General features: G+C 44.3%; 14 protein-coding genes. 8 read left to right on the forward strand and 6 right to left on the reverse strand.

Features of this window, described 5'->3' with window-relative positions; translation table 11 throughout:
• Nucleotides 1-58: 58 nt before the first annotated feature.
• Nucleotides 59-1,450, reverse strand: a complete 1,392-nt coding sequence (locus tag J4N23_RS03425) for an exonuclease domain-containing protein (RefSeq protein ID WP_207425598.1) — start codon at nt 1,448-1,450, stop codon at nt 59-61.
• A 141-nt stretch (nt 1,451-1,591) separates the two neighbouring features.
• Here J4N23_RS03425 and J4N23_RS03430 point away from each other — a divergent pair, with 141 nt between their 5' ends.
• The 5 genes from J4N23_RS03430 to J4N23_RS03450 all read left to right on the forward strand — a co-directional run bounded on the left by J4N23_RS03430 (nt 1,592) and on the right by J4N23_RS03450 (nt 5,180).
• Nucleotides 1,592-1,927 carry a MerR family transcriptional regulator gene (locus tag J4N23_RS03430; RefSeq protein ID WP_207425599.1) on the forward strand — a complete coding sequence of 112 codons (336 nt, stop codon included), beginning with the start codon at nt 1,592-1,594 and terminating at the stop codon, nt 1,925-1,927.
• Nucleotides 1,928-1,943: 16 nt separating this feature from the next.
• Nucleotides 1,944-2,822, forward strand: a complete 879-nt coding sequence (locus tag J4N23_RS21185; protein ID WP_207425600.1) for a diacylglycerol kinase family protein — start codon at nt 1,944-1,946, stop codon at nt 2,820-2,822.
• Nucleotides 2,823-2,955: 133 nt separating this feature from the next.
• On the forward strand, nt 2,956-3,744 hold the full coding sequence (locus tag J4N23_RS03440; protein WP_207425601.1) for an SDR family oxidoreductase: 789 nt from the start codon (nt 2,956-2,958) through the stop codon (nt 3,742-3,744).
• 24 nt (nt 3,745-3,768) lie between these two features.
• Entirely contained in the window at nt 3,769-3,990 is a 222-nt protein-coding gene (locus J4N23_RS03445) for a hypothetical protein (protein WP_207425602.1), read from the forward strand.
• A gap of 14 nt (nt 3,991-4,004) precedes the next feature.
• The gene (locus tag J4N23_RS03450; protein ID WP_207425603.1) at nt 4,005-5,180 is read left to right on the forward strand and encodes a hypothetical protein; all 1,176 of its coding nucleotides are present in this window, start codon (nt 4,005-4,007) and stop codon (nt 5,178-5,180) included.
• A 56-nt stretch (nt 5,181-5,236) separates the two neighbouring features.
• Here the strand turns inward: J4N23_RS03450 and J4N23_RS03455 are convergent, their stop codons facing one another.
• The 3 genes from J4N23_RS03455 to J4N23_RS03465 form a co-directional block, all read right to left on the reverse strand.
• Complete coding sequence (locus J4N23_RS03455; RefSeq protein WP_207425604.1) at nt 5,237-6,496, reverse strand: MFS transporter; 1,260 nt, start codon at nt 6,494-6,496, stop codon at nt 5,237-5,239.
• A 20-nt stretch (nt 6,497-6,516) separates the two neighbouring features.
• Nucleotides 6,517-7,110: a TetR/AcrR family transcriptional regulator gene (locus J4N23_RS03460; protein WP_207425605.1), complete on the reverse strand. Its 594-nt coding sequence runs from the start codon at nt 7,108-7,110 to the stop codon at nt 6,517-6,519.
• Nucleotides 7,111-7,564: 454 nt separating this feature from the next.
• Nucleotides 7,565-9,988 (reverse strand): DUF4982 domain-containing protein, encoded by a 2,424-nt coding sequence (locus J4N23_RS03465; protein ID WP_207425606.1) that lies wholly within the window; start codon nt 9,986-9,988, stop codon nt 7,565-7,567.
• Between the two features lie 477 nt (nt 9,989-10,465).
• Between J4N23_RS03465 and J4N23_RS03470 the strand changes: the two genes are divergently transcribed.
• Nucleotides 10,466-11,845: a glycosyl hydrolase 53 family protein gene (locus J4N23_RS03470; RefSeq protein WP_207425607.1), complete on the forward strand. Its 1,380-nt coding sequence runs from the start codon at nt 10,466-10,468 to the stop codon at nt 11,843-11,845.
• Between the two features lie 281 nt (nt 11,846-12,126).
• Here the strand turns inward: J4N23_RS03470 and J4N23_RS03475 are convergent, their stop codons facing one another.
• Both J4N23_RS03475 and J4N23_RS03480 read right to left on the reverse strand, forming a co-directional pair.
• Nucleotides 12,127-13,734, reverse strand: a complete 1,608-nt coding sequence (locus J4N23_RS03475; protein WP_207425608.1) for a family 43 glycosylhydrolase — start codon at nt 13,732-13,734, stop codon at nt 12,127-12,129.
• A 119-nt stretch (nt 13,735-13,853) separates the two neighbouring features.
• The gene (locus J4N23_RS03480) at nt 13,854-14,768 is read right to left on the reverse strand and encodes an alpha/beta hydrolase (RefSeq protein ID WP_207425609.1); all 915 of its coding nucleotides are present in this window, start codon (nt 14,766-14,768) and stop codon (nt 13,854-13,856) included.
• Between the two features lie 553 nt (nt 14,769-15,321).
• On the opposite strand from J4N23_RS03480, the gene J4N23_RS03485 reads away from it, so the two are divergent.
• On the forward strand, nt 15,322-18,441 hold the full coding sequence (locus J4N23_RS03485; protein WP_207425610.1) for a TonB-dependent receptor: 3,120 nt from the start codon (nt 15,322-15,324) through the stop codon (nt 18,439-18,441).
• Nucleotides 18,442-18,446: 5 nt separating this feature from the next.
• Entirely contained in the window at nt 18,447-20,162 is a 1,716-nt protein-coding gene (locus tag J4N23_RS03490) for a RagB/SusD family nutrient uptake outer membrane protein (RefSeq protein ID WP_207425611.1), read from the forward strand.
• Nucleotides 20,163-20,463: the final 301 nt, after the last annotated feature.

Genomic DNA, 20,463 nt, shown 5'->3' on the forward strand with positions numbered 1-20,463 from the left:
GCTTTTGATGACTTTGTTGGCAAGATCTACCCTCCTCCTGTTTCCAGAGAAAGAGGTTTTACGCAGAATCTGCGATTGAAGAATTAAGAACAGTCACCTTATGTGGATATCGGGATGCATGGCTAAGAATGATATTGCGAATGTAATCGTTGGACGGATACGGGCGCAGGTAATTTTTCAACTCCGTAATATTATGCAGCGAAAAATCGATGGGTACACAGCCCATACCAGTCAACTTCCCTTCCTCCATCAACACCACACTTTGCTCGCCGGGATGCTGACCGTCATCCTGAATCAGGAGAGAAGGAAGACTCGACTTTAAATATTGGAGGGCTGCAGCTGTCCGGAGGTTGTAAGTTGCCGGATCCTCCCGTCCTTCACAGGCCCCGAAACAATGTGCCTCGGCTAGACCGATGCAGGCATCATTATTTTTTTGAACAAAACACAACTTGGGACACAGCTGGTGGGTTTTCATGAGCTGAACGATAAGGTTATGGCCTTCCAAAATACTATTGAAGCTATAAACGGGGGCAGAATACTTCCTTCTTTTATCAAGTACAAGTCGTTGATATCCCTTTTGATCTTCATAGAGATAAATGCCATAAGCTTGATCAAAACGCTTCAATGCCCGGTTATTTTGTGGCCACAATCGTTTTATCTCTACAGCTTCCAAAATAAACGACATCAGTTCGGTAGCGCAGGCTTCGAATCTAATCCCATGAATATGCTTCAAAAAGTCCTGCCGCTGCTTGCCGGCATTATTGCCGCTGAAATGAGAGGCAACCCGCTTCCGCAAATTTTTTGCCTTGCCCACATAAATGACTTTGCCTTTTTGATCGAGGAAATAATATACACCAGCACATTTTGGAAGTGAGTCAAAGTCCTTACGATCCAGATTAGGTGGCAGCACCTGTTCTTTGGAGCTATATTTCAAGGACGCAGCAATGTGCCCCTCCATATCATTCTGCAACATCATTGCAAAAAGTGTAGAGGTGGCGAGCGCATCTCCCCCAGCCCGATGGCGATTCTCAATTTTTATATTCATCTGGCTACAGAACTTACCGAGACTGTAAGAAAGCAAGCCCGGAAATATCTTGCGCCCAAGACGAACGGTACACAACTTTTTACACTGCAAATCGTAACCCGCCAAACCCAGGTGGTATTTAAGAAATGAGTAATCGAAGTTAACGTTATGAGCAACAAAAATTTTATCGTGCAGTAGCAGGAATACCTCCTGAGCAACGTCGTTGAAAGTGGGTGCGCTTTGCACCATCTCGTTGCTAATCCCTGTAAGGGCACTGATATAGATCGGAATAGGTACGCCTGGGTTGATCAGCGTTTGGTACTGGTGAATAACCTGCTCTCCATCATAAACAACAATCGCAATCTCCGTAATTCCGTTCGCTGATGGGTGCCCTCCCGTTGTCTCAATATCCACTACTGCGTACATAGTACAAACTTAACGATTGCTAAGAAAATTAGTCATCTCTTTTTTCATTTAATCCTGAATAAAATCGCCGGGCTAAACTTTCATTGCTATTAAATCACAACTCTGCTGATAGAAAATTCCATTTCCTACTTATCTTTGTTCATGCCTTATAAAGAACGCGAAATCACCAAGCTTTACTACACCATGGGTGAGGTAACTGAGATGTTTGATGTTAATGCCTCGCAGATCCGTTTTTATGAAAAAGAGTTTGAGATTCTTCAGCCGAAGAAGAACAAGAAAGGCAACAGGCTCTTCTCACCCGAGGATGTGGAAAACTTAAAGATCATCTTTCACTTAGTTAAAGAGAAAGGATTCACCTTGCAAGGCGCAAAAGAACACTTGAAAGCCAATAAATCAGAGGTGAAGGAAAACCAAAAGGTGATAGATTCGTTGGAACGTCTAAAGCAATTTTTGCTGGAGGTGAGAGAACACCTCTAAAATTAATAGACGACCTGTGAAAGTACTCTTTATTGTTAATCCTAAATCTGGAAGAGGCGAAGGATCTACCGTAGAAATGCTGATTTCTGAAGAGTCGAGAAGACAAGGCTTCGACTTTTTGATCTATCGTCTGAATAAGGAGGAAAACGAGAAGCACATCTGGAACGAAATTAATGCCTATTCACCCGATATTATTGCTGGTGCCGGTGGCGATGGCACCATTAATTTTCTAGCCAAGCTATTACAGGGCAGCGACATCCCGCTACTGATCATTCCCCTGGGCTCAGCTAACGGCATGGCGAAAGAATTAAATATCGGCGGTCGTCTTGATTATGCCTTCAGCCTGATCACCAAAGGAGTAAAACGCCCGATCGACCTTCTCAAAATAAATGGGCATACCTGTATTCACCTGGCGGACGTTGGGCTGAACGCCCGCATCGTGAAACGATTTGAGCAAGACCCTAAACGGGGACTATGGACCTATGCCCGTCACCTGTTCCGAGAAATATTTCTGATTAAAAATTACCGGTTTTATATAGAACAAGAGGGGCGGCCGTTCATCCGGAAAGCTGTGTCGCTCACTTTCGCTAACGCTTCTAAATACGGTACCGGTGCAGTAATCAACCCGGTAGGAAAGTTGGACGACGGTAAGTTCGAACTGGTAATCATCAAACCTTTTCCCCGCATAAAGCTCTTATCCATTGGCTGGAAAATGTTCAGAGGCACCTTGGAAAGTTCTGAATATGTCGATGTGATCAGCTGCAGTAATGCGCTGATTCGTACATCAAAAAGGACAACTTTGCAAGTTGACGGTGAAATTATCGGAAAGGTAAAAGAAATAAAAGTTGAAATTCTTCACAAAGCGTTAACGCTCATCGTTCCTGAAGAAGATTAGCGGGAAAAGCCGCAAAATTCGCCATTTATTCCTCTCCAATTTTTAAAAACTCTTTCAATTGAATAGAGTTATAAAAATAGATCTACCAGCCAAAAAAACCATATGAAGTAAAGTCTACCCTTAATTTAATTCTATGGAAACAGTAAGTAAAACAGCACTGATTACCGGTGCATCAAGCGGAATTGGTTACGAGCTAACGAAGCTTTTTGCCGGTGACGGATACAACCTGGTACTGGTTGCCAGAAACGAAGATCAGCTTAATAAAGTTGCTGATGAACTGAGAAGTGAATTCAAAACGAAGCGTGTAGACGTAATAGCAAAAGACCTTTCGAATATTAATGCTGCTGCAGAAGTCTACGAGGAAACCAAGCGTTTGGGACTGGAAATTAATGTCTTAGTAAACGATGCCGGCGTAGGACAACGTGGAAATTTCTGGGAGATAGACTTTAGCAAAGATCTGGAAATTATCAATCTAAATATTATCTCGCTTGTTCATCTCACCAAATTATATTTGAAGGATATGCTGGCCAGAAATGAAGGACGCATCCTTCAGCTTGCTTCTATTGCTGCCTACCAGCCCACGCCGATGTTAGCAGTTTATGCTGCTTCCAAAGCCTTCGTTCTTTCTTTCGGCGATGCGCTTAGCAATGAATTGAAAGATACTAACATCACTGTGACTTCCCTCATTCCGGGGCCTACAGATACCGACTTCTTCAACAAAGCGGGTGCTGAAAACACAGTGGCTGCGAGCAAGGCTGATGAACCTGCAAAAGTAGCTAAAGAAGGTTACGAAGCGCTGATGAAAGGAGAACATCACGCTGTTGCCACCGCACTAGTTGGCGCACAAGTTGCTATGAGTACCGTGTTACCAAACGAGGCCGTGACGAAAATGGCCCGTAAGTACATGGAAGAAGACAAATAGACATCAACAGAAAATCATTGAATTATGGGAAAAGACAAAAACGGAACTTACCTTCCTCCGAAAGGAAGGCCATCAGGTTCGCCAAAGGAAACACACGGATTAAAAGACGCATTCGCAGTAAATGATCTTGAAACAGATAAAGAGTTAGCTGAGAAATACACGGATGGCCCCGACCAACCCTCAGCAAACGTTCCTATGCGACACAAGAATCGCAATGTTAATAAAGGTGAAGATAACGATGAGTAAACAGATTCAGATTTATGGAGATCATTTCAAAAGAAGAATTCACAGAACTTGCGAACTACCAATCGGATGTTTGCATTAGCATATATATTCCTACTCATGCCGCGGGGATAGCGGTAAATGAACGCTACGACACCATTGTCTTCAAAAACAACGTCCAGCGAGCTAAAGTTGAGCTAAACGGAAAAGGAATTGACCCACGGGAAGTAGATACACTACTTGCGCCAGCCTTTGAACTGGTTCGAGACGAGGAGTTTTGGAATCAACAGTTACAGGGATTAGCAGTATTTATTTCCAAAGGGTTTTTCAAAATCTTCAAACTACCACTAACGGTTAAAGAAGAACTGCTTGTTAACAGTTCCTTCCTTTTAACGCCACTATTACCGGTGATGGAAAGGCGGCATAAGTTCTACTTACTTGTCTTGAGCAAAAAAGACTGTAAGTTTTACGAATGCGACCAGTTTGAAATGAAAAAACTGGAAGTAGAGGGTCTGCCTTACAATATTGATGATGTAGTGCCTTTTGAACAAAAGGAACGTCGGCAAACTCATAGAAGAGCTGGTGCCGGAGCCGGCGGCGCAGCGATTGTAGGTGCAAACTTCCACGGGCATGGTACCGGGCTATCCGATGAAGAAGAATACCTGGAACAGTACTTTAAAGAAGTGGACCAAACGCTGTGGACTGAAGTACTGCATAATCAACATGTCCCGCTGGTTATTGCGGCAGTAGAATATGAAGCGGCCCTTTACCGCCAGATTTCGAATTATAAGCATATCTCGGACGTAACGCTGACTGGAAACTACGAACACGAAGACAGACAGTCTATTTACCTGAAAGTTAAAGAACGCATGGCGCCGTACTTTAAGGAGTATGTAAATGACGCCCTGAAGAACTTTTATAACAACTCCACTACTCAATTGAGTTCTTCTGTTCCTTCAGAAGTAGTTCCGGCAGCTTATTATGCTCAGGTTTCTGACCTATTCGTCGAGAAAAACCAGCATCTCTGGGGAACGTTTAACGAAAAAGACAATGTGATTGAAATCCACGATGAGAAGCGGGAAGGCGACGACTGCCTGATCAACAAAGCAATCATCAAAACGATTATGAATGGAGGAGAAGTTCACATGCTGGACAAAGAAAAAATGCCGGTAGACCAGTCTCCTATAGCCGCCTTTTTAAGGTTTGCTATGTAGAAAGATCGTTCATGGCGAAAGCAGCCGCCCTTAAGGAGTTTCCTAAGGGCGGTTTTTTATTCCGCTACTTTTTGAGCTCTGGCAACGGTTACATTGCGCACATATTTATGAATCTGGTAAAGTGTAAAGATGCATACGGCCATGGTAAGCACCACAATGTAACCGACTGTATCGTAGTATTGTAAAGGAGCGCCAGCGCGGGGTTGAAAAACGATTAAACCGGAAAGAACCGAAGCCACTCCTCCTGAAATTTGCTGCAGGGATGAATTTATCCCCATAAAGGCTCCCCTGTCCTGAGGTTCCGGGACTGCCGAGGTTAACGCGGAAGATGAAATCATTCGGGAAGAAATACCTGCAAACATGAACGAATTAATAACTATTACGACCCAAATGGGCGACACCGAGAGATTCGTGTAGAGTACCACGGTAATAGCTGCCAGCACAGAGCCGATCACAAACATTCTGAACTTTCCTATTTTATCACTCCACTTGCCGATAAAAGGGCCGGTAGTAATGGAGCAGATGCCGGTAACCAAGAATATCAGTGAGAGATTGGTTTCGGGAATGTGAACGTTATGGACCAAAAAGGCGCTGCTAAAAGGCATCAACATAAAGCCTCCAATGGAGAGCAGACCGGTGGTAAGAAAGGCGATCGCATATGTTTTGTTGGTAAGGGTGTGTCCCATATGAAGAAAAGGACTCTTAGTAGTCCTGATTTTCAGATGGTCGTTCACGGGTTTCATCACCCTCCAGATCACTAATCCAACAATAATGGAAACACCAACAATCAAGATAAACGGGGCATGCCAGTCAAATTTATCGGCAAGGTATAAACCTAAGGGAATTCCCAGCACCTGACTCGCCGCAAAAGCCATTTGAACCACTCCCATCACCCTTCCCCGAACTTGCAGTGCAAATAAGTCAGTGATGATGGCGAAAGAAATTGAAGAGATCACGCCTCCGAATAAACCAGTAATGATCCGGGCTATCAAGAGAAAATGATACGATGGAGCCAAGCCGCAAAGTACGGTGCCGATAATAAATCCGGTGTAAAAAAATAAGAGCAGCTTTTTCCGATCAAACCGGTCAGCAAAACCTGCAGCAAGTAGGCCCGATGCACCGGCACTGAAGGCATAAGCGGATACTACGAGTCCAAACTGAGAGGGTGTGATGCTCATTTCGGTTAACAGATAAGCTCCCAAGGGGGAAAGTACCATAAAATCCAATACTATGGTAAACTGTAAAATTGCCAGTACCGCGACGATGAACTTCTGATAGGAGCTGAAATTTTCTTCCTTCTTTTGATTATTTTCCATTAGATTTTTGTTAGAAACCTTTACGGTTTTAATGCTTTCAATACAAGTTCCAAAGCTTGCTGGAGCTTTTCCTCATCTAAAACAAATGTGGATGAAGGTGGCAGACCTCGCCCGCTAATGTGGTATTTAATTAGTTGATATAGTGGCGCGAAGGCAATCGACCAGTAGACTTCAGGACTAACCCGCACCAATTCCTGCCGCTCTATATTTTTAGATAGAAACTCCCCCATTACTTTAGGGAAAAGATTGCCGGTTTGCTGCATTGCCTTCTCGAAATAGGGCGAATGCTTGATATGTTCCATAAAGCTTAAGCCGACAGGATGCTTCAAATAGTAGGCAACCCGGTTGTTCCACTGTACCTTTAAGCCCTCGGCGAAGTGCATGTCCGGATCAAAGTCTTTCAATGTCTCACGCGACATCTTCGTATGTTCTTCGATCACCAACTGGATAATCAGATCATCGCGGTCTTTAAAATATATATAAAGAGTTGCTGGTGAAACGCCGGCGGCTTTTGCTAGTTTTTGCATGCTCAAACCTTCCAAACCTTCCCGCACAATCATCTCCACTGCTTCCTGTCGGATCAATCCTTCTTTATGTTCATCTCTTGGTCGCATTTACAAATATAAGTGAACGAACGTTCATTTATATTTGTTTATAAAATTTTGGGGATAGATAAAAGACAAAACAGAAATTCTCCGGCTGGAACTTCTACCTGAAAGGGGCGGAGGTTTCACACGTTCTGTCTACAGCTGGAATTCAAAAGATTTCGTGAATCATGCAAGACCTTTGCAACAGCAAATTGAGCACGCCGTAACATTGTAAATATCTTCTGCATGCTTTAGTACGGCTCTTGAGTTTTCTGAGATCAATCCACTGATTCAATCAATATCTTAATCGACCAAGGGAATTTTGAAATTAAAACAGCAAAATAACGTCGGAGCTTATAAGTTTTAAATTAAGGACAGGTCTCTTCTAGCGACGGCTGCGGGTTCAGGGAATACCCGCAACCGTCATGATGAGTATTTTCTATTATATCTTAGCGAACTCTAGTTTCTAGTGCAGCCAAAGTTATTTTGACGTAAGCTTTATTTCTCCGCTCCTGAGCCCTTTTCCTTCGACAGTAAGCCGAATATCACCAGGATTAGTATTTGACTGTACGAGTACCACCAGCTTACCATTGAATAGTTTCATGGTAGGCAAATGAAATGGTTCGAGGGAGGTAGCATCGCCATTGCATGCCGCCCGGAACTTTCCGTTTCCGTTCACTTTAAACTTGAGCTGCTCATTTACGGTAGGACAAGGGTTTCCTTTTTCATCTACTACAGAGACAGTAACGAACGAGATGTCCTTACCGTCAGCATCGATGGTCGTCCGATCGGCCTCAAGTACCAGGCGGGACGGTTTTTCCGCGGTGACAATAGTCTTTTCGGCCGCTGGTTTTCCGTTTTTATCAAAGGCAACCACCTTAACCGTCCCCGGCTCATATTTCACATCCATCCACATCAAGCGATAGCGACTCTGAGGGGAGGAATCGTTCTTTTTCTGCACTCCCATGCTCTTTCCATTTATAAAGAGCTCTGCACTGTCAAAATTAGTGTAGACAAACACAGGCGTGGTCTGACCTTCCCTTCCCGCCCAGTTCCAGTGCGGCAGAATATGCAATGTATTGTCGGAGGTATTCCACCTGCTGCGATAGAGATAGTAGCGATCTTTAGGTAAGCCTGCAAGGTCGTTGATACCAAAATAAGAGCTACGCGAAGGCCAGAATTCATCGTAAGGGGTCGGTTCTCCTAAATAATCGAACCCCGTCCAAACGAACTCTCCTATTACCCACGGTTTAGTATCCTGAAGTATAAAATCATCTTCTGGTAAGTTTGACCAGCTGCAGTATTCCAGGTCGTAAGATGAGCACTGGTGATCGTCGTATGTCTTCGAGATTGCCTTTACCACCGGGAATTTATATACTCCTCTTGAGCTAACGGTTGACGCTGTTTCAGATCCTAAGATAAACCCCTGAGGAAACTGTTTGAAGGCTTCCTCATACAAATGAGTACGATAATTTAGTCCGGGAACATCGAGTATCGCTCCAAAACCTGATGCCATAGTAGCTTTCACCTGATCCATACCCACGGTAACCGGCCGGGTAGGATCTTCCCGATGAAAAATATCCTGCAGCCATTTTGCTCTTTTTACACCTTCTGAGCCATGCTGATCAGGAACCTCATTCCCAGAACTCCACATTACAATAGAGGGATGGTTGCGGGTAGCATGGATCAGATTGACCACATCCTTTTCAGCATCTGTATTGAAGAAACGGTTGTACCCGTTTTTAACTTTAGGCCGTGCCCACTCATCAAAGGTTTCTGCCAGAAACATAAAGCCCATCTCATCGGCCAGTTCCAGTTGTTCAAGCGAAGGCATATTGTGAGAACTGCGGATGGCGTCACAACCCATGTCTTTTAAAATTCGCAGCTGTCGCCTGAGTGCAGCTACATTGATAGCCGAACCAAGCGGCCCCAGATCGTGGTGCAGACATACTCCTTTGAACTTTCGTACTTTTCCATTGAGGCTAAAACCAGTACCCGGCTTATAACTAATCTCTCTTATTCCGAAGCGGGTGGTCGTCTCGTCCTTTAATACACTACCCTGATACAAACGGGTTATTGCTTTGTAGAGATAGGGCGTTTCAGGGCTCCATAATTGTGGATTGGAAACTGGGATGTTCTGTTCAAATTCTTTTCCGAAGCGGGTTTGGCTTTCATTCCGGGCTACCGTGTCACCTTCCGCATTGACAATAAGCGTTTGCAACCTCAGGTTATCTCCCGTCACCTTCGTTTTAACATTCACCTTCGCCAGATCAGCGGAGATGTAAGGAGTTGTGATATACGTCCCCCACTGGTCTATGCTCTCCGCGTTTTTCACGATCAGGCTTACCTTTCTGTAAAGTCCCGCCCCGGGATACCAGCGTGACGACTGCCCCTGGTTGGATAGTTGCACCGCAAGTGTGTTCTTTTTACCCGACTGAATCGCATTGGTGATGTCGAAATAAAAGTAATTGTATCCGTAGTTCCACTCTCCTACCTTCTGCCCATTAACATACACCCTGGGCTCGCTCATTGCGCCTTCAAAAAGGATCAATACTTTTTGTCCAGCCTTATAATCAGGCACCTCGAAATGATTTCTGTACCAGCCCTCCCCAATGTAAGGCAGCGCTCCTGTTCTTCCCGTTTTTTCACTTGCCACCTTTTCACCGTTCTGAACAATGGCTACTACCTGCTTATCAATCTCCTTATCAAAAGGTCCGTAAATGGCCCAATCGTGGGGCACTGTTACATTCTGCCAGCCCTTGTCGTTGAATTGTACTTGATGGGCACCATCTGCCTTTCCCTTGTAGAACTTCCAGCCCTTTGAGAGCTCTATTGTCGAGCGGGTTTGGGCGAAACTAATACTGGCTAAAAGGATTGAAATAGATAATAAAATTAATTTTCTCATCTGGAGTCTGAGTGCGCTTCTTTCGAGCGTGTCTAAATTATTCATTAAAGTAATACCTTTCATTTTTAAACCGAATTTCTCCTGCATAAATCCGACGTTTAAGAGCCACCGTTTGATCCGCAGTAAAATCCTTTTCGTTCCATAGACCTTTACCCGAGGCCATCTCTTTAGCACTTTCTTCACTAATCCTTAAATTGAAGTATTCGTGTAGTGGTTTACTAATTAGTCTTGGTTGCGGAAGTCAGTAATAGATAAGCTTACCTTTTCCTACACCAAAAGAACGCATCATAGCTTACACATATTTGTCCTATTTATTATATTTTTTATCCTATTGTTCTTTTATACGAAGAGACAGGGATTACATGAAAGATGGTGAGAAAAAACCTCTTATGTTTGTTAGACTAAAGACCCTTTTGGGAAAAGATGCAAAGAGGGAGTCCGCTTAAATAATCATATAAACCAAAATTATAATCGCCAATGCACCATGTATTTAAATTGCTGATAGGCTCCTCAATGGCGCTTATCTTCACGTTGCCAGAACTAAAAGCTCAAAGCACAAAGCCGGTTGAAGTACAGGTAACGCCGTACAAAACCACCATGCTGGCAAACGGTAAGGATGAACTACTATTGACAGCCAAGATGATAGACGCCAAAGGGAATGTGGTTGAAGGGATATCCAGGTCTGTTACTTACAAATTGATTGGTGGAGCCAATATCGTAAGTATCAATGGTGCAAATCCTCAAAATTACCGCAAAACGGATAGTACCTGGCAAACCGACTTGAGCGGAATCAGTCGCATTATTATAAGAGCCGGGGCAGTACGGGAGAATATTAAATTTGAGGCGAAGGTCGATAGCCTTACCTTAGGAGCCACTGAAATTCATACGATTCAACCAGGCAAACCCCATAAGGTGACTAATGCCAAATACAAAGCCAAAACGATCAAGGACAAGATTTTAGGGGCGGACATTTCCTTTCTGCCGCAGCTGGAAGCACGGGGCATGAAATTTACAGATCAGGGTGCGGAAAAAGATGCTATTCAGCTATTAAAAGAACATGGTTTTAATTACATCCGTCTTCGGATATTTAACAATCCGGCCCAACCAAAAGGCTACTCTCCCAACCGTGGATTTTGCGACTTAGAGCATACCAAACAGATGGCCAAGCGAGTGAAGGCAGCCGGAATGAAATTTCTGCTTGACTTTCATTACAGCGATTACTGGGCTGACCCGCAACAGCAGAATAAGCCGGCTGCCTGGGTGGGCAAAGACTTTAGCTCGCTCAAAGACTCTGTTGAAACCTACACCCGGTACGTAATGCAGCAACTGAAGGATCAGGGAACGGAACCTGACATGGTTCAGATCGGAAATGAAATTAACCACGGCATGATCTGGCCGGATGGACATGTGAACAACCTGGATAGCCTGGCCCAGCTATTTTATGCAGGATTCAAAGGAGTAAAAGCCGTAAGTCCAAAAGCAGCCATCATGCTTCATGTCGCACTAGGTGGGCAAATCGAGGAGTCAGAGTTTTTTTACGACGCTATGCACAAGCGCAACGTTCCCTATGACATTATTGGTCTTTCCTATTACCCCAAATGGCATGGAACCCTGGAAGACCTTACGACTAATATTGCGGGGCTGTCAAAGAAATACAACAAGCAGATCATGGTGGCTGAATACACCCACCTGAAAAAGGAGGTGAACGATATTGCATTTAATGTCCCCGGTGGCAAAGGCGTGGGTACTTTTATCTGGGAACCCTTGAATACCTGGGAAGCCGTTTTCGACCGCTCTGGCAAGTCGAATGAGCTGCTGGATGTCTACCCGGAAATTGCTGAAAAATATCTGAAGTAAGCGAACATCGCCCCGCCCGCGTAGACGAATCTGGGACATAGGACCGTCGGCAGACGATGGACAACCAGCAGGAAAACAAACGAGTCTGACAGGGGCAACAGTATTCCTCCGAGCTTGGAAAAGTATGACAAAATCCGAAAGCGCTGACCGGCTATCAGCGCTTTCGGATTTTAATAAGGTCTTGAAGTCTCCCAAGCCCCCGCGTCTGCTTCAGCTATCGCGCAAGCAAAGCGTTTATCGGGAAAAGCATTTCGTCCTATTGTTCTAAAACGAATGCTACCTCATCTACCTGGCACGCAGCCCCCTGCTTTACCATCTGCCCGGAAGCCTATTTCTACTTTCCCATTTTTCACCGGAATCTTTTTTAGCTCAACCGTTTTCCACTTCGGATTTTCTCCTTTTACTTTATGTGCCAGCCGTTTTCCCGCGCTTACGGCGTACATTTCCAACTTGGAGAAGTTACCAGTGTTTCGGATAGATGCTTTTAACGTGTAGAAGCCGTCCTTCAACTGCACGTACGGAGATGAACTGATCACCTGCGAAACATTTCGTTCAAACGGAACTTTGTCGCTGATATTCAAACTTCGCTCACCGATGACTATTTTCCTGTCCTCCTCAGAGTTTTCATAGTTAAGTGTAGGGGAGCTTAGCGAGTCGAGGGAAATCGTGTTTCCCTTAAGTACGGCGGTTTCCCACCCGATCATGTATGTTTGCACCGGTTTAACCGGACTAGGCATTCTTTTACGGTCTGCTTCAAAGCTCCCGTTCTTTACCCAATTATTGTCGGCAGCAACGTCCCACTCCCCTGTTTTAGCATCGAGATTCCATGATCCTAACGAATTGAAATAAGGCTTTATTCCGTTAAAAGACAACGGAACCCACTGATTGTATCCCAAGCCGTTCCCAGCAAAGTCAGACCATCTATCTCCGCAGTAAACTACGGTCTCCTGCTTAGTACCTCGTAGCGTGACAAAAAAACCAGTCTGAGTAACATGAGCATAATCATCAGAAGCACCGTCCATCACCAGCATATTATTACGTGGCTCATAGGGTCCACGAATATCGTCTGCTACCAGGTAATATGCTAACGAGGCATCCCACCCATAAAGATTGGAGGCGGCCATGTAATACCTCCCCTTATATTTAAACATGCAGTTCCCTTCGCGGCCTGCACCTTCATAGATTTTGACACAGTCGAGCAAATCCACCTTACCGTCCTTAACGCCGATCTCCGATACATAGATCTTGTTCCTTCCCCGACCGTACGAATAGATTAGGTACGACTTCCCGCTGTCTTCGTCTGTAAAAACAGTTTGATCACCGGTATTCGGCGTCCCAATCCGATCCTGCATACTTATTTTCTGATGCCACTTGAAAGGACCGGCAGGATGATCAGAAACAGCTATAAGTACTTGATTACCTTGCTGGTTACCGTGCTGTACAAACATGGCGTACTGGTTGATCTCTTTTATATAGGCCACGCCCAAGCGTCCTACCCAAAAAGCTCTGCCCTGCTCGTCAGCGACAGCCTTCGTCAGGGCGTCAGATTCAAAAGTCCAGTTCACCAAATCTGTAGAGGTATAACAAGTAACTGACTCGAAACCGGTTCCCGGGTAGGTTTTGTTTGGGGAAGCACGGTATACTTCAGCTCCCCGATAATGCGCTCCGTACCAGTAATATTTCTTCTGACCTGTTTTCGGATCTTTAAATGTAAAGATCCCTCCTCCCTGACTGTAGATGGGGCTTCCGTCCTTGGTATTCCAAAATACATCGTTCTTGATGTTCAGCTTTTGAGCCTTGCTTTTGTCAGCAAAAGTGATAGTCAACAGAAAGGTGACCAGAAAAAATAGACTTCGTTTGATAAGTAAACGTTTCGGATATAAATGCATGTGTAGAAATTGAATAGTTATATATCTAAGGAGTGTTAGTTACTCGACGATCAGCTACTAAGTTGAGGGAAAAAAGGAGTAACGTTGATCTTATAGATTGCGTTATTGCTCCTGTTTCTCTAAGGCATATTCTTCTTCTCAAATCTCCAGTTTGTGTTTTCGGAAAGACCAGCAGGTTCATCGGTAAACATTTTAGCCGCCTCCGTATCGCCTTTCAGTTGCCATTTATACCAGGAAGTGGCAACTTTAGCAAATTCGCCGCCATGGGGCTGAGCATAAGTTCCTCCATGGCCTACATCCATATTCGCCACAAAAACCGGCACGTGATTAATTTGCTGGTAGTCATCCATCCCATTGGCATAAGCGATATCCTTCTCACCTCCCAGTAAATAAAGTGTGGGTGAATGAATCTTTTTGAGATTTTCCTTCGAGAGGTTCGGCATTGCACTTCTGCCATTACCCGGTGTCTTGAAAATACCGCTATTGCAGACTACAATAGTACTGATCCGCGGATCGGAGGAAACTTCAAGTGTTTGTAAACCACCACACGACATACCGCTCACCGAGACTTTCTTCACATCGATCTTATTGTAGTAAGGACTCTTTTTATCCTTGTTTTCGGCTATTGCCCAATCCACTGCATCAATAAGCTGTGAGGAGGTCGATTTGCCGGTTCCCTTCTCCCCATCCTGAGGCATCGGTCCTATTGCTACTACCAGAAATCCATGAGAGGCGACTTCCGACAGGAAATTAACATGCTCCCAAGGAGAATTTGCACAAGCTCCGTTTCCCCATGCTATGATGGGCAACAGGTTCTTTTTGCCGAAGGCACTAAGGTCTTTAGGGCGAAAGACGGTATGGGTCGGTAGCGAAGGTTCCATTAGCATGACAGCGCTGAACGGCCCCGTTCCACCATCTTCAACTATGCGAGAAGCTGGCTGACTCGACACAACGTGGTGCTGGGCGAGAGCAGTTGCAGGTCGGCCTAAAAGAATAAACGTAATAAAGGTTAAGAGTGAAACTGCCCTGGTCATATAAATTGTTAGTTTAATATTTAAGCAAGCATAATTTTCTTATAGTCTCCAAGCAACGATTTAGCTTCCAGCAACTCTTCAGTTAAAATAAGGGTTTTAAATTAGCATTTATCCCCCTGCTTAATTTTTTTCCAAAGCATTCTTTTTTTAGCATCGGATGGACAAAAATTCCGGGAACGATTGCGTAGTTTGTTCTTGGTTTTTGCTTGCATCTTAACTCTTGAAGATGTAGAATTGCGTGCAGAAGGGTGTATTACTATCCTTTCTTACTAAACCCCAGCACATGCTGTGCCTTATAACCGTAAACTTTTAACTAACAAATTATAAAGGAAAATTTTTCATCGAGATATGCAAAACAAATAGGTATTAACTATAGGCGGAAACAGATTCTTTTCAAGGATTAGATTCTGTAATTGTACGTTACTTAATAACAAACCAAGGTATCACCAATACCCCAATTTTAAACTTAGCCAATTAAAATATGAAATGTTTTTATCCGATAGTACCCAAACACACTATCAAAAAACTAATTCAAACCAGTAAAAAAACCTTAATGGTATCATGCCTGCTTACGGGTGCCATTCCCGCATTGGCAATTAGTTCGCCTTTAGGTGTTAAACCGGTTGAAGCCATTAGAACTGCGGACATCGTTGTGACAGGAAAGGTGGTTGATGATCAGGGAGAAGCACTGATTGGAGTTTCAGTTAAAGTAAAAGGAACAAACCAGGGCGTCTCGACCGACATTGATGGAAATTTCAAGATGACGGTAAGTGAGAATGCCACTTTAGTTTTCAGCTATCTCGGTTACGAAACCCGGGAAATAGCTGTTAACGGTCAAAAAGTTCTGCGTGTCGTTTTGAAGTCTGCTGCAAACGACCTGGAAGAGGTAGTCGTAGTGGGTTATGGAACCGCGAAGAAGAGAGACCTTACCGGCTCTGTTGGATCCATTGACTCAGAAGCGATTGCGGCAAGAGGTACTACTTCTGTAATGGGCGCATTACAGGGCGCAGTAGCAGGTGTTAATATCAATACAGCCTCTGCCAAGCCTGGAGCTTCATTTAATATTCAAATCCGCGGTCAAAATTCTCTGAATGCCAATGGAGCGAGACCCTTGTTTGTAGTTGACGGCATCGTTATGGACAATATTGACTGGCTTAATCCGGCGGATATCAGCAAAATTGACGTGTTGAAGGATGCATCATCGACAGCTATCTACGGATCTCGTGGCTCCAGCGGCGTTGTGCTCGTATCTACTAAAGGATCAAATGTTGCAAACATTGATCGAACCAGTGTTACCTACGACGGATTCTACGGCGTTCGGGAACTTACCCGCATCCCTGAATTTTTAGACGGAAGAGATTGGGTGGATTTCAGAACATCGAATTTTTATACATATAATGCCGGACAACAGAAATACGAATTAACCGGTCCGAACCAAACTACTGTGCTACAAAACAGCCGGCTTTTACAGCAGCGTTTATACGATCAATCGTACACAGACTGGCTCGATTTGGGAACTAAGCAGGGAGCACAACAAAACCATTTCGTTAATGTGAATGGAGTTAGTGGTACCACTACTTACAACTTGGGTATCGGCTACCAGGGGGAAAAAGGAAACTTCCAAGGTGAAGATTTGGACAAGTACAATTTGAAACTTGCTATTAATAGTAAGCCGAGCAAAATTGTGACTGTAGGCGGTTCTGTTAATCTGGGTCAAAATATCCTTAACAATGGTAGTCAGAACGGATACCAAGACTTGTTTAGGATGGCTCCGATTCTTGCAGCATATGACAGTCAGGGTAATTTAATCAGACAACCAGGTGTAGCGGCAGCAATTGAGGGAGCGGCCAACTTTACCAGCTCCGGAAATCCCTTAATTGAGATCCAGAGCGGAAACCGCGAAATTCGTCGTTTTGATATTCTCGGTAATGCCTTTGCTGCCATTACTCCGTTTCCTGGGCTTGAAATCAGATCTACTTTCATGCCTCGCTTAAACCGTACCCGAGACGGTTATTATTACGGTGTAACTCCTGATCGTACCCAAAGTACAGCATTCCAGGAAAATGAAGAATCATTTGAATGGACACTCGATAACTTAATTACTTACCGAAAAACGCTGGGAAGAGATCATAACATCAATGCCACGTTGATTAATAGCTTTTACAGAACCCGTTATGAAAGAGCTAGAATCACCTCAAATAACCTTCCTTACAACTCCGAATGGTACAACCTGGGAATGGGAACAATCGTTCAATCTGGAACAGGCTCTTATTATGATGAGACGGGACTTATCTCTTACGCTGGGCGTGTCAACTACGATTACAAAAACAAATACTTAGTTACAGGTACAGTGCGCTTTGACGGAAGTTCCAAACTGCGCGATAAGTGGACAGCCTTCCCTTCTGTTGCGTTGGCATGGAGAGCTAACGAGGAAGAATTCCTAAAAACTGATTGGTTATCTGATTTGAAAGCGCGGGTTAGTTTTGGTTATTCAGGAAGTAATAGTGGTATAGCGCCTTTTGGATCCATGCAAACCCCGAACTTAACCAGCCAGAATTTTTATGATTATGGTAGCGGTGTAGTTACCGGAGCTGTAACCGGGCGTCCTGTGAATCCCTTCATTACATGGGAAAAGACTCGCGAGTTAAACTACGGCCTTGATTTCGGATTTTTCAACCAACGAATCTCTGGTACCGTAGATCTGTATGATAAATTATCTGAAGGATTGCTGATGTCGAGGAACCTCGCGGTAGAATCAGGTGTGGCGAATATGACAGACAACATCGGTTCAGTATCCAATAAAGGAGTGGAAGTTGCTCTAAGCACAGTAAACATCCGTTCAAAAAATATAAACTGGACGACTTCTGTTAACTTTGCATATAACAAAAACCGCATCGAAAAGCTGACCGGAGGATCAATGGCCGATGTCAGCAATGCATGGTTTGTAGGTCAGCCTATTAACGTGATTTATGATTACAAAATTGCAGGTATCTGGAGAACAGATCAAGCGGCAGAGGCTGCAGCAAGGGGACAACAGCCGGGCCAAGCTATCCCTTACGATGTAAATGCAGATGGAAAATATAATGCGGATGACCGTACAATATTAGGCCAGGTTGACCCTAAATGGACGGGGAACTTTACATCCTCACTAAATATTAAAAACTGGGATTTTGGTTTTAACCTTTATGGCAGGTGGGGAACTTTTGTAAGCGACAATTTCTTGGGTGAATACAGTACTGCGGCCAATAACGACCGTGGACGTCCAAAAATTGCTATCGATTACTTTGTTCCGGCTAATGTGCCAATCATCAATTGGGACAGTTGGGATACCTCCAGCGGTTCTCCACAAGTAGTATGGGGTAACACCGGCGCTGGTAATGAAGATGCTGCTTATCCGGTGTTCCGTAATGCAGGAGCTTTCTGGGGAAATAATGGCCGTTATACGAAAGCCGATTTTGTTAAAGTACGTAACATCACCTTAGGGTACACCTTTGGAAACGCTGTACTTGCTAGAACAAAACTGAGCAACCTCCGCATTTATGCAAATGTGTTAAACCCGTTCACGTTTACAGACTATAAAGGATGGGATCCTGAATATGCTACCACTTCCCTGGTAAATGGTAATGGACCTAGCACAGTGATCTATCAGTTGGGAATGAACGTTAAATTTTAATTACGATGAAAAAGCTATTAAGTATACTCATATTAAGTTGCGTCTTCTTTGCGGGATGTTCCGATTTTCTTGAAGAAGATAATAAATCGGGCATAACGAACGACGAGTTTTATAAAACAGCCTCCGGCTTTGAGTCGTTGATGACGGCTTCTTATAGCGGACTCCGCAACATTTTTGGTCGCGATGGAGACAATGCACCTTACGTGTATTTTGCGGGGACAGACATGTATGAATCCACAAGGAATACCAATGCCGACCGCGGAATCTTAACCTACAACGGCTTGTTCCCTTCGGATGCCCGGGTGACAAGCTTTTATACTGCCGTGTATGCAAATATCCAAAACGTGAATTTAGGCTTGGCCTACGTTGACGCAGCAGAGATCAGCGATGCACTAAAAAAGCAATACAAAGCAGAGCTAACCTGTCTTCGTGCTATTCTTCATTTTTGGTTGATCGAGCAGTTCGGCGGAGTTGTCCTCCATACCCAGGCAACGCAGTCAGCAATAACTTCTATTCCACGCAGCTCACTCGCCGACTCCTATAATTTCGTTATTTCTGAGATGGAGTCGCAAGTAGCAAATTTAAGCGATAATAACAAGCGCCTGGGTAAAGAGGCAGGTTATCACTATCTGGCCAAAATGTACCTTACCAGAGGTTGGGATTTGAACGATCAGGCTTCATTTACAAAAGCAAAAGAAAATGCAACGAAAGCGATCAACGGAAAAGGAATTACCATTCCGTTTGAAACTCTTTGGAGTCCGACCAACGAGAATAATGCGGAATTTCTATTCTCTGTGCAGTACGATGTCGCATCATTGCCTTCTGTAACTGAAGGAAACTCTCAGCAAAGTCTTTTCGGATCTTACCTCGGCGGTACAGAGACGGGATTAGGAAAGTATCAGGCAACGACTGTTTACCCATCCTGGAGTCTGCAGAGCTTTTATCCTTTTAATGATAAGCGTTATGAGGGTACCTTCATGACCATTATCTACAATAACTACTACGACTATTACAATCCTGCAGATACAGCAACCAAAGCGATCTACGCCTTCTACCCAAGAGGTAACGGCGCAGACTTCTCTTCTGCCGATTCAATTGCATGGGTAACCAAAAATGCAAGCCGTTTGAAAAGAAATCCCAACGGAAGCTTAGCATTCAGAATGCGTCCATTCAAATCCAACGAGAGAGCTTATCGCTGGGCCTGGTCTCAGGACTTCTATGGTCCCGTAATTAAAAAGTTCGACAGTCCTGCTACTAAGGCAACCTTCTCAATCCGCGCAAGCGCACGTGATATCGTCCTTGCCCGCCGAGCAGAAACTTACTTCTTATATGCAGAAGCTTGTATCGGTTTGAACCAATTCGGGGAGGCACAAACGTATCTGGAAACAGTTACACGCCGTCCCGGAAATTCGAAGAATGGAACGCCACTTGTTCCGGTAACCAACATCGCGAACCTCACTAGTCAGAGTGCAGCGCTGGACAGCTACCTCATTGAGAGTGCGAAAGAGTTTGCAGGAGAATTTTTACGCTGGCCAGAACTTCGCAGGACTAAGAAACTAAAAGAGTTTGTTGGAAGATATAATTGGGATATCAGGGTAGATAACGGTGGTGCTGAAGCTGTTCTTCCTGGAGATGTGGCAAAACGCTACCGTCCAATCCCGCAGGCAGCGATCGATAGAAACGATGCCTTGACGGAAGCAGATCAGAATCCGGGCTACTAAAAGAGGCAGCGAACTTCCAGTTCGTTCGTCTATCCGGAGTTTCCCGGGAAATAGACTGACAAATTAAAATTACTACTAATAGGAAAGCCGGGCAAATGCCCGGCTTTCCTATTAGTAGTAATTTTGAACACTTACACTTGACCTTCTCGTTCTCCTTCCTCTTTCAGCTTCCGCTTAAGCCACTGTACCTTATGTGATCAATACACTAATGTTCTCACTCTTCGAACAATCAGGCGATGTTTTATTTCTCAGAATCAGCGAGCTTTGAAAGTTTTACATTATCCCCAACGAGGGCCAAAGA

The organism is Pedobacter sp. SYSU D00535, from assembly GCF_017355855.1.
Classification (GTDB): domain Bacteria; phylum Bacteroidota; class Bacteroidia; order Sphingobacteriales; family Sphingobacteriaceae; genus Desertivirga.

Bases quoted from the DNA above. Each gene is read 5' to 3' on its own strand.
- J4N23_RS03460 (WP_207425605.1), bottom strand. From the start codon at position 7,110: ATGCGACCAAGAGATGAACATAAAGAAGGATTGATCCGACAGGAAGCA.
- J4N23_RS03440 (WP_207425601.1), top strand. From the start codon at position 2,956: ATGGAAACAGTAAGTAAAACAGCACTGATTACCGGTGCATCAAGCGGA.
- J4N23_RS03465 (WP_207425606.1), bottom strand. From the start codon at position 9,988: ATGAGAAAATTAATTTTATTATCTATTTCAATCCTTTTAGCCAGTATT.
- J4N23_RS03480 (WP_207425609.1), bottom strand. From the start codon at position 14,768: ATGACCAGGGCAGTTTCACTCTTAACCTTTATTACGTTTATTCTTTTA.
- J4N23_RS03445 (WP_207425602.1), top strand. From the start codon at position 3,769: ATGGGAAAAGACAAAAACGGAACTTACCTTCCTCCGAAAGGAAGGCCA.
- J4N23_RS03455 (WP_207425604.1), bottom strand. From the start codon at position 6,496: ATGGAAAATAATCAAAAGAAGGAAGAAAATTTCAGCTCCTATCAGAAG.
- J4N23_RS03450 (WP_207425603.1), top strand. From the start codon at position 4,005: ATGGAGATCATTTCAAAAGAAGAATTCACAGAACTTGCGAACTACCAA.
- J4N23_RS03470 (WP_207425607.1), top strand. From the start codon at position 10,466: ATGCACCATGTATTTAAATTGCTGATAGGCTCCTCAATGGCGCTTATC.
- J4N23_RS03485 (WP_207425610.1), top strand. From the start codon at position 15,322: ATGGTATCATGCCTGCTTACGGGTGCCATTCCCGCATTGGCAATTAGT.
- J4N23_RS03430 (WP_207425599.1), top strand. From the start codon at position 1,592: ATGCCTTATAAAGAACGCGAAATCACCAAGCTTTACTACACCATGGGT.
- J4N23_RS03475 (WP_207425608.1), bottom strand. From the start codon at position 13,734: ATGCATTTATATCCGAAACGTTTACTTATCAAACGAAGTCTATTTTTT.
- J4N23_RS03425 (WP_207425598.1), bottom strand. From the start codon at position 1,450: ATGTACGCAGTAGTGGATATTGAGACAACGGGAGGGCACCCATCAGCG.
- J4N23_RS03490 (WP_207425611.1), top strand. From the start codon at position 18,447: ATGAAAAAGCTATTAAGTATACTCATATTAAGTTGCGTCTTCTTTGCG.